The sequence below is a fragment of the Nostoc sp. DSM 114167 genome, assembly GCF_052692655.1.
In genome coordinates, this window is record NZ_CP195116.1 from 6,677,388 (window position 1) to 6,691,299 (window position 13,912).

A 13,912-nucleotide genomic window follows, 5' to 3' on the forward strand; every position below is an offset into this window, starting at 1 on the left:
GGCTACGCCTACGCTACTCGCTGTTGCTGTTTTGCTCTAACTCTTTGCTAAATCCCTTTATGTAAAATAATTACGAATGACGGATTTTTAAAGTTCGGTGTTTGTTACCGACTATCCATAGTAGAACAATTAGCAATACAAGCGCTTTGATCGTTGATGGCTCCACTACCTTCTTCACTTCCGTGGGGGTTTGAGGAGTAACATTACACGGAATCTCAACGATTTGTGTGTGATTAGAACCATTACCACTAGGAGTCAGATCGCATTCGCCTTTATTGGTGAGAGACAAAGGTACATTTTCTGGAGGAACAGGTGTAGGTGTAGGTGGTTGAGCTGAAGAAACAGGTGTAGGTGCTTGAGGTGAAGAAACAGGTGGTTGAGCTGAAGAACTATCGCCACTCAGTAGTAGAAGCAGAATTAAACCAAGACCCCCAACGCCGATTATTGGCCAAAGTGGAAAGGAATTAGAACTGTCTGGTACTAAGACATCTCCCGTAGAGCCAGGGAAAGCATCAAAAGCTATTGTTTCTCCATCCAAGGCTAGTGGATTGTCACTTAGCAAAGTATCTCCTGCGATATCTTCTCCTAAAAGCTGATTAAATTCCGCTGGAATCGCATTGTTGGGGCGTCCTAGTTCCCCACCTTCTTCGGAGTATGGAAAGGATAGTACTTCAAAAATCTTCTGTTGGAGTTGGTTCCGATCTCCAGAATTCAACGCATCCAAGCCTGTAGAGATTCTATTTAAATAAAAATTTGTCATCTCTGGCGAAAGACCTAGAGACTGAATCTGCTCTTGAATATTAGAAATTTTTGAGGCCTCTTCAAAAAGCAGTCGTCCGTATGACAATTTCAGGTCTAATAATCCATTACGAAGGCTAACCGAGTCATTGACTCCTGAGTATGGTGCCCAGTAGAACTGCTTGGTTACAAGTCCGAGTCCTTCTACTGGATTGCGACCAAAAGATTGTCCAAGAAGGTATTGAGATCCATCCATGATTGCGGGAGATGCATTTCTCCAAAATGAGGCGTAAGGCACCGCAGAGAGATTGGGATTATTGCCATAGAAGCTAGCGAAATTCTGGAAGTTTTTTTCCCCACCGGCTGCTCGGATTAGAAGGTTTTGATAACTAGTCCCATTGTTTAACTCCACTAACCGTTGGATTACCGCTCCAGTTTTATTGCAGGTCAGACCAAATCCCACATCACATCCAGGAATGACTCGCATTTGGCTCAAATTCTGGTTATTAAGTTGGTACTGGAGATACTCAGACTCCAGTCCTTGTTGGATGCCATAGCGTCCAACATTTAGCTGTGCAAAACCAGACTGACACGTCGTAGTGAGTACTACTGCAACAGATGAAAATGCGATCGCTGCAAAGCGAACTACTTTCGGCATCGCAATTCTTTGAACAATTGATCTAGACAAGATGCACCTCCACTAAACGACAGCTATTTAATTAGGGATTGGGCATGGGAAAGAGGACTTGGGGACAAGGGGAAAGATTTGTTGTAAGTTCTAAACTTTTGTCCCCTTGTTCCCTTATCTCCCCTGCCCCTCGGTCACTGAGCGTTGGTCATTGAGTTTCGACTGCGCTCAACTACCGCGTAGCCGAAATGAGTCGTTCGCGCAGCGTCTCGTAGAGAAGTGCTGCTCCCCTGCTCACTGCCCTACTTCCTCAATTCAACTCTTAGGTAAATAAATGTTGATCGTGATTCCCGTACCTTTAAGGTTTCCTGATGAGAGTGTGTGATATAAGACCATCGCCCGGTTTGGTTGGTCAAAAAGATACCCACGACGTGTAGGTTTGATCTTCCCTTCTTTGACCAAGGAAACGAAGGCTTGTAGATATCTACGTATACCTTGACGGTTCTCTTTAGTAGTATTCGTATGATGCTCAATCAGCATCATAAAGAAGTCCAAGCTACGATTTTCCTGACCTTGAATTAGACTGCCTTCATCTAGGAAAGAACTTGCTATGAGCCTGCTATTAACTTGTTTGACCTTAAATAAAGTAAAATAACGTCCCTCTTTTTTAGGATCGTTGGCATAACAGACCCAGGAACCCTCTTTATTTTGTGTAAAACCCTGTTCAGCAAGGTAAGAAAGCAAAGAATTACTTGTTTTAATTTGTGGTGGAGGTAATAAATCTTCAATGGGATCTAAAGAGCAAATCCTCTGTGTTGTTTTTTGTGGATAAACAGCAGGAGTCTGTTGGGTATTGACGCGAAAGGGCTGTGTTGTTTTCTGTGGATAAACAGCAGGAGTCTGTTGGGTATTGACGCGAAAGGGCTTGTCATCAGACATTGCCATGCTAGACATTGCAGCCAACGCAGATAATTGGAGAACGATCGCTCCAAACAAACGAACTATGATATTCATGTTTTTCCTGTTACTCTTAGTGACTTTGTGAATAATCGAATTTTTACTAGATCGATCTCGATCTAGCAGTCCTAAATTATTTGTTAAATTTAAGTGTTTGCCTGATTTGATCGAGGGTAGCTTAAGTTTTCACTAATCAAATAGGACTTTTATATATAGGTAACTAAGCACAAAGAGAATCAATATCTAAATAAAACACACAATGTTAATGTCTTGTTGACAAGACAAATTAAGCTTTTTGATATTTTTACATATACAAAAAACTCTTGACATTGCGTCAAAACTTTTCTATTTACTCTTGTCTAATTTTTTGCCATCTTAAGAAGGTTTTATGCCTTTCTCGCTGGCTATGATGATTCCTAAAAAAGAGCTTTAGTTAGCTCTTTAGTACCTTATATAAGCAGAGTTTAAAAAGCTCTGTGCTTTGCACGTTAGGGCTTTTGTTGATTTCCTGGGTAGGTTGAATAATTTTTTGTTTTTTGCAGGTAGCGCACCTAACTAGCTCTTTCAGCATGGTTACAAATTGATGTATAAATAATATCTCCCTGACAGTAAAATAATATTACCATGAGCTTAAGACATGCAACAGTATTGTGGACAGTTGTCAAAGTTGTACACTATGAATCGCAACTACCTCTTCATTAAATCTCATCGCAAATAGGTGAGAGGCAAGCTTAATCTATATTACATACTACTAGTATGAAATTATTAAATAATCCCAGTGTGCAAACTGATATTTCATGTATTAAATACAACTTTATCTAAATAAAATACGTATAAGGAATAGATTGCGATCGCTAACCTAATAGTTCGCCAAGCGAACGCAAGCGGGGTAAAGGGGAAGGTGGGGTTCCAAGAAGGGGATAAGGGGCAGGGGGAAAGAGTTTAAATTCCTTACCCTTTTCCCTTTCCCCCTTTCCCCAGCCCTCACAAGCGCATTTTTAGGTTGGCAGACTATTAAGTGTTTAATTACCTTACTAGGCGATGTTTATGATGGTCTACGCTTATGCACCAAACAAAGTTAAGTTAGATTAAAAGTATAAAATTTGCGATTTAGCACGCTATTGCTGTTGTTGCTACAGACCTTATAAGCCTGTAAGGCAGATATTTACGACTTCTCTAATACCAATTAAAAAAATGTTTGCGACAGATAGGGCATCTAAAATAAAATCATAGCCTCAACATTATCAACCTGAATAATGTTGAGGCTATCAGCATAACAAGCGGCAAATTCTGTCAATAATTGTTGATAAATAGAACTTACGCATTGACAGGTAAGACAAAAAGTGCGTAAGTTCTAAAATAGTTAATTCAATTTAATTTATTACAAAGCACTGCGGCTAGTTAACGCATTCCACAAGAAGACTGCAACAATCGCACCCAGAACTGCTACTGCAATACCGGGAATACTCAAAGAGGGAGCAGCTAGAGCAAAGCTTCCTGTACTAAAGAATACACCCAAACTACCACCAATAAAAGCACCAACGATCCCTAATAAAATTGTTGCTAAAATTCCGCCGCCTTGATGACCTGGGTAGATAGCCTTTGCGATCGCACCAGCAATTAGACCTAAAACAATCCAAGCAAGAATATTCATTGTTTTTATTTGATAAACGTTTTTTAGTGACAAATACACAATAGCAATCCAAATATTGACATTCAATCTATCAACAGAAGCAATGATCGATAGCCTTGAGGATGAACGCTATTACTTCTGGTGATGAACTCTCTTAATTGAAATGGATAATAAAAAAGCTCCTAGTTGGTATAAAACCAGGAACTAATAAATTTATTGCTTGATAATTGCAGTATATACCTTTTTAATGATTTTTCTCATCTACTTAAAGAATTAAGCTCAGGTTGGAAAGCAGCTACTTTTGTAGGAACTTGTAGAATTCTAGCGTCATTCTAAATTCTGACTGCTGACTCCTAAATTCTGTTTGATAAGAAAACCAACTGCTTTACCAATTTATCGTTCTTGCATTTCTCGCTGACGCATCGGCATAGCGTCAATTTGCTCAAAAATTGCTGTCGGTTGCACTGGTGTAGATTCTTGGCGCTTAACACCACCATCTTTGCCGATCAAAATCACGCGAAAATTTTCTTTATTAACCCCAAAGCGATTTCGCAAATTGGCAGCAGAAGACTCATCTATTAACTGTCCGTTGGCATAGCTTTTATCTGTTGCCAAAACTTGAACAAGAACTAAATCTCGATCTTTAAAATCGTTTTGTTGCTGGTTAAATAACTGCATCTGTTGCTGATAGTTATGGTTATCAACAGATGGTGCAAAAAGTAGCAGCACTCGATTTTGCCATTTTTGGGAACTGAGGTTAAATGAAGACATTTTGATCGTATGGGTTGAACCTTGGACAGTACCGGCAATACTAACAGGCGATAGGGCTATAGATGCGGCGATCGTCAGAGCGATTAATACTGAGTTATTCACTTCGGGGCTTGTTAGGCTCATAATGACAATGACACGAACGAGGTTTGATGAAATGTCAAAAGCTTTTCCAGACTCTTCTCAACTACAACAGTGGCATCAAGGTATTGAAATGGCTAACCGCAATAACATTTTCTGTCATTGTCGTAGTTGTAGAAATGAATGGGTGGACTCTGTGATGGATGCAGTTTGTAGGAAATGCGGCAGCAAAGATATTGAACATATCTCGTGCTGGCAGTTTCCAGATGATTGAATTAGTAGCCAAATATGTAGCCGATCTAGCGATGTCTACGATGGTCACTGACTTGTACTGAGCACAGCCGAAGTAGCTTGTCGTACCACTTCGTGGAAGCAAGCTACGCGCAGCGTCTCGTAGAGAAGTGCGGGCTGCGCCTACGCTACTTTTGACATTTCCTCTGAAAATTCTGGGTGATTACTTTGTTAAGCTGCGGTAATGTCTGCTTGTGCATCGAAAGCGGAATTTGAAAAAATACTCCATTTCAGATAGATCAACGGTTAACAGTACTCATGTCAGGATAGCGATCGCCAGCTGCGACATTTTTTGGTGCAACTGTTTCCAGTCGATGCAACTCTTGTTCAGTCAGGGTAATTTCGGTAGCTGCAATATTCTCCTCCAAGTAATTACGGCGTTTTGTACCAGGGATTGGGACAATATCTTCTCCTTGAGCTAATAGCCATGCTAAAGCAAGCTGACTAGAAGTTACTCCTTTTTCGCTGGCGATCGCTTTAACTTGCTCTACTAATTGCAGGTTTTTATAAAAATTCTCACCTTGAAAGCGAGGAGAATTTCTTCGATAGTCATCAGGTGCAAGATCGTCAGGACTAGCGATCGCACCTGATAAAAATCCTCTTCCTAATGGACTATAGGGAACAAACCCAATTCCTAATTCCCGCACAGTAGGTAAAATTTCATCCTCTGGCTCTCGACTCCAAAGAGAGTATTCTGTTTGCAGTGCAGTAATCGGGTGAACTGCTACAGCTCGTCGAATTGTCGCTGGGGCAGCTTCCGAAAGCCCCAAATAACGAACTTTTCCCAGCTTGACTAACTCTGCCATTGCCCCGACAGTATCTTCAATGGGGACAGTTGGATCTACTCGATGTTGATAATAGAGGTCAATTACTTCCACTCCCAGACGTTTTAACGAGGCATCGCAAGCTTGATGGACATATTCTGGTCTACCATCAACTCCTTTAAAGCCACCATCTTCAGTACGGACATTACCAAATTTAGTTGCTAAAATTACTCGATCTCGGCGATCTTTAATTGCTCTGCCTACTAGTTGCTCGTTGGTAAACGGCCCATACATATCAGCAGTATCAAGAAAATTCACTCCAAGTTCTAACGCTCGATGAATTGTAGCGATCGCCTCAATTTCATCCCGACCGCTATAGAACTCAGACATTCCCATGCAACCAAGTCCGATAGTTGAAACTTCTAAGCCTTGTTTCCCTAACTTTCTGGTTCTCATAAAAGAATTTCCTACTCAGTAATTGGTCTTAGAATATTACCCTTTTCAGCATTATCCCTTTCCCTTCCACCAAGTCATCTATTATTAGAAGTATTTACTGATATAAGTAAATTGATTGGCGGGTAATTGACATTCGATTTTACCAGCCGTGTTCAGAGAGCTTTCTAGTTTACGCACATTTATTATGTATTTTCTAGTCAATTACTAGCCAGTTGTAAAGAAGCGATGACCAAACGCTGTAAATTGGCTGCTGAGTTCTTTTACAGCTTTGGGTCAACTTAGGCGATTTGTGGTTGTTCTGTTCTGTTGATATCTCATTTAAACTGCAAAATATACAGTTGTAATGCCAATGAATATAGAATCGTCACTTCAAGTTCACTTTTAGCAAAAGTTCGTTAAGCACGCACAATAATGGTCGGTTGTTACATACACTAGTCTGATTGTGATTAGTCAGAATATAGTAGTGCGAGATATTGCACTCTTACAAAAGTTAAATTCAGAGGTAAACTATGTTTCCTTTTTGGGGTAATCCATGTTATGGAAGCGAACCCATTTCGCACAAAGCTAGCTTAGAGCGGAAATTAAAATTCTTGATTTGGCTACGAGATGATTTAGAGTCTAAACTGGCTGGTCTTAATGCTTCTATTGATACCGTTCGTCAGCAAATAGAACGTTCAAACTCATCTACTTAGAACTTAGCTAATACAGCAATTCATCTCATCACCTATCTAATAAGCAAGTGATGAGATAAATTGCAAGTGAATTGACGACTACTAACCTAGTTAATTAATCAGTCCGTTGTAACTAATAATTGATTGCTGACCGACTCTTTTGGTTAAAGCAGCTATTAGTTATAGCGGACTGATATCTTGTGAAGCACCTGCTTCATCCAGGGAGTTTCAAATTTTAGAAATAGCAAAAATGCTTGAAATCGTAGGCATTCCCATCTCTGACACAAAAGTGCGTAACTCGATGGCTGCTTGCACTCCTCCAAAGCTACCAGCAAAGTAGCGAACAATACCAGCAGCAATCCTGTCGGTCAACAAACCAATAGACACATTTCCAGTTTTCCTTCGACCCAACCCAAAAAATCCAGCTTCAAATCAAATATCAATAACTTTAGGCGATGTCTACAACGATCTACGCCTATGCTTTAACTATTTTATTAGACATCTTGCAAAAGTAGCTTTTGCTTTCCGGTTGGAGAAAGGTTAAAGGTTACTGGGTTTGGGAAAATTCTATACCTTTACCCTTTAACCGTTCCCCTTTTCCCCGACAAATGCCAAGAAGTCTATTGTCAAGTCATCTCTGTGATTAATAGGTGTGAGTTTTGGGAAGGCATAATCTACACCGCTTGCCAATCACGCACCACTTCCAGGTTAACCTAGACCTGCCACTGACCCAGAACTCAGTAGCAGTCAGGTTCACCATTAAAAATTGGGATATTTTACAAAAATATTTTTCAACGGTGATTTAAGTACAACATTTGGGAACAATTTATGGAACTCAGATTTTTGTAGGTACTTAGGTAATTTCTAAGTATCTACAAAAAACAGATAAACCTGTTCAAAATGCAGCCTGAGTTTCCCTAAAAGGGAATAAATCACCAAACTGGCAATATCTATAAAAATGCTTAATTCGGAAATTCAGAAAGACCTTCGCCATAACTTTACTGTCAATGTTATTGAAAGTGGATTTTTTGGTTTTGGAAGTGGTTTTGCTTCATTTTTCACGATTATTCCACTATTTGTTAGTACTCTTACCGATTCTGCATTGCTTATCGGTCTGATTCCAGCTATTCCACGCTTAGGCTGGCAATTACCTCAGCTATTAACAGTTAGTAAAGTAGCTAGCCTACAGTGTTACAAACCAACTGTAATGTCGTTGACAATTCATCATAAGCTTCCTTTTTTGGGATTAGCACTGGTGGCTTTATTACAACTAGAACTCAATCACCAAACTATCTTACTGTTGACATTTGCCATACTCATTTGGCAAGGGCTAGGCGGTGGATTTAGCGCCACTGCTTGGCAAAGCATGATTGCTAAAATTGTTCCCTCCAGAAAGCTTGGTATTTTTTACGGTACTTTAGCAGCATCTGGTAATTTGATGAGTGTTTGTGGTGCTGCGATCGCTGGTTTACTGCTTAAGGAAATTGCTCAACCATTTAACTTTGCTCTGTGTTTTTTGTGTGCCAGTTTGGCAATGGCTCTATCTTGGTTTTTTATGTCTAGGACGCGAGAGCCAGTAAGTATCGCACCATCAGCCTTTGAAAGTAGAAGTGAATTTTGGGGCAGTCTGATTGTGATTCTCCGGCGCGATGAGAATTTCCGCTGCTTTGCGATCGCACGTATGATCTCACAGTTAGCACTGATGCCGCTTCCCTTTTATACACTCTATGCCGTACATCACTATGGGATGGAAGAAGCATCTATTGGGTTGATTACGACTCTATTGATGGTTACACAAACTATTGCTGGGTTAGTTTTGGGTTGGTTAGGCGATCGCACAGGTTGCAAGTTAATTTTACAAATTGGTTGTGTCGCTTGTGCATTCAGTTCGATTTTTGCTTGTTTAGCACCCAATGCAAACTGGTTTTACTTGGTATTTATAGGAGAAGGAATAGGTATGATGGCTCTGCAAAATATTGCTGCGGTAATGACCTTAGAGTTTGGCAACCAACATCAACGACCAGCCTATATTGGTCTTGGTAATACCCTTATTGCTCCTGCCACTATCCTTGCTCCCCTACTAGGTGGATGGATAGTGGAGAATATTGACTATAAAACTACCTTCTTGGTAGCAGCGATCGGTGCATTGGTTACAGCAGTGCTTTTGCATGTAGGAGTAAGCAATCCCCGCTATCTTGAAGAAAATTTTGGTAACGATTCAGTTAATGTTTTGCCTGAGTAGTAAGCATTTGATATTAATTCGTCATCCCTAATCCGAATGCGCTAGCGTGCTGTAGGCTCATACATAAAAGCAGAAGGGAGAGGGAATATTTTTGATTAATAGTTATTTTTGTCAATCTATAGGACTGATATTTGATTGGGTGAAAAAACTCAGTACACCCCTAAATCCCTTTTTCCCTGTTCCCTGTTAAGAGTTCCCTCCCTACGCAAATATGTTCATTAATCAAATCGGATTCCTATAGATTGTTTATCAACTAACCTAAACCCAGCATTTTTATCACTCCAACATTGTATAAATCACTCTTGGGAGTGAAAGTTGGACGATTCTAACTATGGTATGAAGCTAAAAGCAGTTAACAAAGCATTGCAAGGTTTAGGCTCATGATATTCATGCCTCATAATTTTCTACTTGTATGGCTGTTTCAACTGTTGTCCGTTGGGGTACTTGGCGGGGGAATCTACATTCTTTATGAATGGTACGAACGAGAACTTGTAGGAACGCCCTACTTGGTGGCTGGACTAGTAATGGTTCTGTGGACTTTTGCAGGTCGTTTTATCAGTTTGCCACTGCTGCGCCGTCCTGGAAAACAGGAACCTCATTTTATGCGTAGCAAAACCGTGCAGCGCTTGCCACGTCCAGATGGGAGCGTGTTGCAAGTAGAGTTTTTTGGCCCTGAAGATGGTCAACCAATTATCTTGTCACACGGTTGGGGACCAAACAGTACTATATGGTATTATGCCAAACGACAACTAAGCGATCGCTTCCGAGTAATTGTTTGGGATCTACCAGGGTTAGGAAAATCCGCTAAACCGAAAAACAACGATCACTCTATAGAAAAATATGCCCGTGACTTGGAAGCTGTTGTTGCCATAGCAGGGGCTAAACCTGTTATCTTGTTGGGACACAGCATGGGCGGCATGATTAACCTGACATTCTGTCGCCTGTTTCCAGAGCAATTGGGGAGTCGAGTGGCTGGCTTAATTCTTGTAGATACTACTTACACTAATCCGGTAAAAACTTGTATCTTTAGCAATCTGGTACGTAAATTGCAGAAACCGCTAATCGAACCTGTGTTGTACCTGACTATCGTGCTGTGGCCGATTTTTTGGTTGATGACTTGGCTCTCGTATTTGAATGGTTCGCTGTATATCACCGTCGAACTATCTGGATTTACGGGTACTGAAACACGCGGTCAACTAAGTTTTGCAGGTTTATTATCAGCATTGGGTTCGCCTGGTGTTCTGGCTCGTGGCACACTGGGAATGTTGAAGTTCGACGAAACAGACACACTTGCAACTATTAACGTTCCTGTGTTGGTAATGTGTGGGGCTTCAGATATAGCAACAAAACCTGTGGCGAGCGATCGCATGAAGGCAGAATTACCTTACTCTGAAAGAGTCACCCTAAAACCAGGTGGACACATGGCATTGATGGAACAAAACCAGCAATTTTCTGAAGCAGTCAGCAGATTTTGCGCTGGCTGCTCATAGCTGCCTAAATCCCACATTTAGCATCCATCAAAAAATATTGCTCCAGGGTTGACGTTTCGGTGTTTCGCGCAGTCTGTAGCAACTTCCGTCTTCCCTGCAAGAACTTCCGCCAAGACGTTTCGGTGTTTTGCGCAGTCTGTAGCAACTTCCGTCTTCCCTGCAAGAACTTCTGCCTTAACGTTTCGGTGTTTTGCGCAATCTGTAGCAACTTCCGCCAAGACGTTTCGGTGTTTCGCGCAGTCTGTAGCAACTTCTGCTTTCCCTGCAAAAACTTCTGCTTTGACCCCAGTTTTGCACTTTATTTAATCCACATTGCTTAGTACCTTTTGATTAGATCCAAAGTAGAGTTCGCTCAATTCTTCCAAAGAAACATCGGTCTGCGATTCTGGATTACGGAAGTAGGGATGGATAGGAAGGAGTTCAGCGCGAGGGCTTTTCGGTGAAGACAGAATTTGCTCAAGCAAAGACAGGTAGTTTTCACCAGTAGATTCCCAAGTGTACTTCTTCAGCACCCGTTGCTGACCAGCTTGGGCAAAATACTCCCACTCTTGAGCATCACATAGCAACCGCTCCAAGCCTCGTGCAATATCAGCAGGATCTTCTGGATCGACGAGTACCCCATATTCCTTATCTCCCTGTTGCAAGCTCTCGCTAGGGCCACCGTTCTTGGTTGCTACCACTGGTAAACCTGCGACTGCTGCTTCTAAGGGAGCAAGCCCAAAGGGTTCGTAGAGTGCAGTCAGCGCAAATACTGAGCGGCGTTTAACCATAAACCTATAGGTTGCTGCCAGTGACTCTTGAGATTGATGTAACAAGCCAAATGCACTGATTTTGCCCCACAAGTCGTTTTCTTTGACCGCTTCCCGAATCGGGGCTAATACTTCTTCAGTGATTTCGTCGCTAGCCTTTTCTCGTAAAGGATTGTCCAGCGCCCCTGTAATTATCACCAAGTTAGCTCGTTCTTGAAGTGTTGGACTGATTGCGAAAGCTTGCACTAGCCCCAATATGTTTTTTTTCAGTTCTAATCGACTGGATGCTAAGATGACGGGCAAATCTCGACGGTCTTCTGCAATGTCCCGTGCCAATCGTTCCTGAATGAACTCATAAGTAGCCTCCTCGTTTTCGAAACGCGCTTTTGCCCCAAAAATCGAGAAATCTGCTCCTGGTGGAATCACTGCAAAGCGGTTGTCGTCGTCTACATCCACTGCACCACTATAGACTCGATGAGAATACTGTTCAAAACGTTCTTGTCGTGTGCTGGTAATATTAACCGCCGAGCGATTCATGCTCAGGCGTTCGGCTAAAATGCGATATCTGAAATTAAATTGCTCGTCTATCCCTGTGAGATTTTCTGGGGTGACTTCCAATTTGTCGATCTTTTGAGCGCCGAGAGAATGAGCAGTAAAGGTAAAAGGTATGCCTGTCTCCTCTTCAATTAGAGCGCCACAAAGTCCTCCATCAGCGTAGTGAGCAGTCATGGCATCGGGTAAGCTACCTTCCTGTTGATAAAATTTCAAGATGTTGGGTACCCAATCAGCGACAAGATGAGGCCATAACAACTCTTTAGAGAGAAATTCTTTTGGCCCAGCTGGTAAGCGGATAATGCGAACATTATCGATCCCTGGATAAGTGTCAATTGCTTCGGCAAACTCTGGCCACTCCGGGTCAATAATTTGACGGGTGATAATATCAACTTTATGACCCATTTGAGCTATGGCTATAGCGACTTGCCTAACGTAAATTAGCTGACCCCCAAAATCTGGGTGTTTCGTGATGTGACTATTGCCTGAATCAAAATTGCCTTGAGGATTGAGAAATCCAATATGCATAGCCCACTTCCTAATACAGGTTAATTTCTACCAGAGATTTTTGCTTGAAGACGGCAGCATAATAGCTTAGTGAGCTTGTTAAAAACTCCCAAGGCTGAAAAACGCAAGCAGTGAAGCTGTAGATAAATAGCCAATTCACGCATTTATCCTAATGTTTAAGTTAATCGCTACTGCGGCTGGCGCATATATACCCGATGACATAAATAGCATGGTAACTTTCAAGAAACAAGGCAGGAAGTGAGTAGCAAGTGGTACGCCGTCGGCTGCGCTGCTCTTAGAAAATACAAGGGAAAATTACTTAATCTACCGGATGCGTTATGAAAAGCTGACATCAGCTAGCTTGGAATTTGAAATGTCAAGATAAATCTGACTCGCTAGGATAGGATTAGAAATTTATTGCATTTGAGTATGACCAAGCAAGATACTCCGCTTACGGGAGACGCGCTGATTAAAGAAGTCTGTCGGCGGATTCGAGTAGCCCGCAGCTATTGGGATGCTCACAACAATGCTGCTTGTCGGGGCGAACGCGATCGCGCCTTAGCCCTTTATAATACTCTGACTAAGGAACAAAAAGACCAGATTCCGCAAGTGTTGCGGGTGTGGTTGCGTTACCGGAGTGAGAAATATTTTGGCGCACACCGAACACCACCAAAGTCAGCACGAAAATCAAAACATATCTAATTTATATTATTTATATTACCCACCTGAAGACCAGCGTACAGGCAACAATGCGCCGACGCTAAAAACCACAGCTAACCCACCCATACCAAACATTCCCCAAGGTACTAAACCTTCCAGCGGATTCACCACGCGCGCAGTACTTATCGGTTCTTTAGGATTGTAACGTATCACCACTATCTGGCCGTTGCTGGAGCGGTAGGACTCATAACTGCCTGTAAAGCGAGTGCGTTTACCGTTGGCTAAAAACTCGATAACTGGCGCATAGGTTTCTTTTTGCTCATTATCATTATTGTTCGTACTGCTGCGATCGCGACGACTGATGCTGTCTACCACCGTACCGCGTGTTTCGTTTAGCGTTGCACCTTCGTGCGCAATGATGTTACGTACCCAAAAACCGCCTCCAATAAACAGCAATCCAATCACCAGCCCAATACTTGCGCTTAGTTTGTCATCAAAAGTGTTCTGGTGAGGTTGGAAATTCATGGGTTTGACGATGGCACAACAATAAATTTCATCACAGCATCTCGATTACAGCTTACATTTGAAACATTTCTATTTGGCACCACTAACCTTATAACTGCGTCAAATATCTTGTAGCTAAATTACTGCATCAGTTTTCTGATGTAGTAATTTAACGTTTATATGGTATTAAATATAACCAATTAACCTCATTTAGTAAGCAA

Annotated in this window: 13 protein-coding genes; 5 read left to right on the forward strand and 8 right to left on the reverse strand. The window is 41.7% G+C overall.

Annotated features, from left to right (window positions below; translation table 11 throughout):
* Positions 1-70: 70 nt before the first annotated feature.
* The 4 genes from NSTC731_RS28125 to NSTC731_RS28140 form a co-directional block, all read right to left on the reverse strand.
* Positions 71-1,426 (reverse strand): hypothetical protein, encoded by a 1,356-nt coding sequence (locus NSTC731_RS28125; RefSeq protein WP_445627833.1) that lies wholly within the window; start codon positions 1,424-1,426, stop codon positions 71-73.
* A gap of 255 nt (positions 1,427-1,681) precedes the next feature.
* Complete coding sequence (locus NSTC731_RS28130) at positions 1,682-2,380, reverse strand: hypothetical protein (protein WP_445627834.1); 699 nt, start codon at positions 2,378-2,380, stop codon at positions 1,682-1,684.
* 1,324 nt (positions 2,381-3,704) lie between these two features.
* The gene (locus tag NSTC731_RS28135) at positions 3,705-3,977 is read right to left on the reverse strand and encodes a GlsB/YeaQ/YmgE family stress response membrane protein (protein ID WP_104909288.1); all 273 of its coding nucleotides are present in this window, start codon (positions 3,975-3,977) and stop codon (positions 3,705-3,707) included.
* A gap of 372 nt (positions 3,978-4,349) precedes the next feature.
* A complete protein-coding gene (locus NSTC731_RS28140) occupies positions 4,350-4,850 on the reverse strand; it encodes a DUF4174 domain-containing protein (RefSeq protein WP_445627835.1) in 501 nt (166 codons plus the stop codon).
* 31 nt (positions 4,851-4,881) lie between these two features.
* Between NSTC731_RS28140 and NSTC731_RS28145 the strand changes: the two genes are divergently transcribed.
* Positions 4,882-5,079 (forward strand): hypothetical protein, encoded by a 198-nt coding sequence (locus NSTC731_RS28145; protein WP_445627836.1) that lies wholly within the window; start codon positions 4,882-4,884, stop codon positions 5,077-5,079.
* A 256-nt stretch (positions 5,080-5,335) separates the two neighbouring features.
* Here NSTC731_RS28145 and NSTC731_RS28150 read toward each other — a convergent pair whose 3' ends face one another.
* Positions 5,336-6,316: an aldo/keto reductase gene (locus tag NSTC731_RS28150; RefSeq protein ID WP_445627837.1), complete on the reverse strand. Its 981-nt coding sequence runs from the start codon at positions 6,314-6,316 to the stop codon at positions 5,336-5,338.
* Positions 6,317-6,825: 509 nt separating this feature from the next.
* Between NSTC731_RS28150 and NSTC731_RS28155 the strand changes: the two genes are divergently transcribed.
* Entirely contained in the window at positions 6,826-7,008 is a 183-nt protein-coding gene (locus tag NSTC731_RS28155; protein WP_322710478.1) for a hypothetical protein, read from the forward strand.
* 207 nt (positions 7,009-7,215) lie between these two features.
* On the opposite strand, the gene NSTC731_RS28160 is transcribed toward NSTC731_RS28155, so the two are convergent.
* On the reverse strand, positions 7,216-7,374 hold the full coding sequence (locus NSTC731_RS28160; RefSeq protein ID WP_445627838.1) for a hypothetical protein: 159 nt from the start codon (positions 7,372-7,374) through the stop codon (positions 7,216-7,218).
* A gap of 571 nt (positions 7,375-7,945) precedes the next feature.
* Here NSTC731_RS28160 and NSTC731_RS28165 point away from each other — a divergent pair.
* Entirely contained in the window at positions 7,946-9,229 is a 1,284-nt protein-coding gene (locus NSTC731_RS28165) for an MFS transporter (RefSeq protein WP_445627839.1), read from the forward strand.
* A gap of 389 nt (positions 9,230-9,618) precedes the next feature.
* The gene (locus NSTC731_RS28170; protein ID WP_445627840.1) at positions 9,619-10,719 is read left to right on the forward strand and encodes an alpha/beta fold hydrolase; all 1,101 of its coding nucleotides are present in this window, start codon (positions 9,619-9,621) and stop codon (positions 10,717-10,719) included.
* A gap of 302 nt (positions 10,720-11,021) precedes the next feature.
* On the opposite strand, the gene NSTC731_RS28175 is transcribed toward NSTC731_RS28170, so the two are convergent.
* The gene (locus tag NSTC731_RS28175; RefSeq protein WP_445627841.1) at positions 11,022-12,548 is read right to left on the reverse strand and encodes a glycosyltransferase; all 1,527 of its coding nucleotides are present in this window, start codon (positions 12,546-12,548) and stop codon (positions 11,022-11,024) included.
* 408 nt (positions 12,549-12,956) lie between these two features.
* Here NSTC731_RS28175 and NSTC731_RS28180 point away from each other — a divergent pair, with 408 nt between their 5' ends.
* On the forward strand, positions 12,957-13,229 hold the full coding sequence (locus NSTC731_RS28180; protein ID WP_099102095.1) for a Precorrin-3B methylase: 273 nt from the start codon (positions 12,957-12,959) through the stop codon (positions 13,227-13,229).
* A gap of 15 nt (positions 13,230-13,244) precedes the next feature.
* Here the strand turns inward: NSTC731_RS28180 and NSTC731_RS28185 are convergent, their stop codons facing one another.
* Positions 13,245-13,652 carry a DUF3592 domain-containing protein gene (locus tag NSTC731_RS28185; protein WP_445627842.1) on the reverse strand — a complete coding sequence of 136 codons (408 nt, stop codon included), beginning with the start codon at positions 13,650-13,652 and terminating at the stop codon, positions 13,245-13,247.
* Between the last annotated feature and the right edge of the window lie 260 nt (positions 13,653-13,912).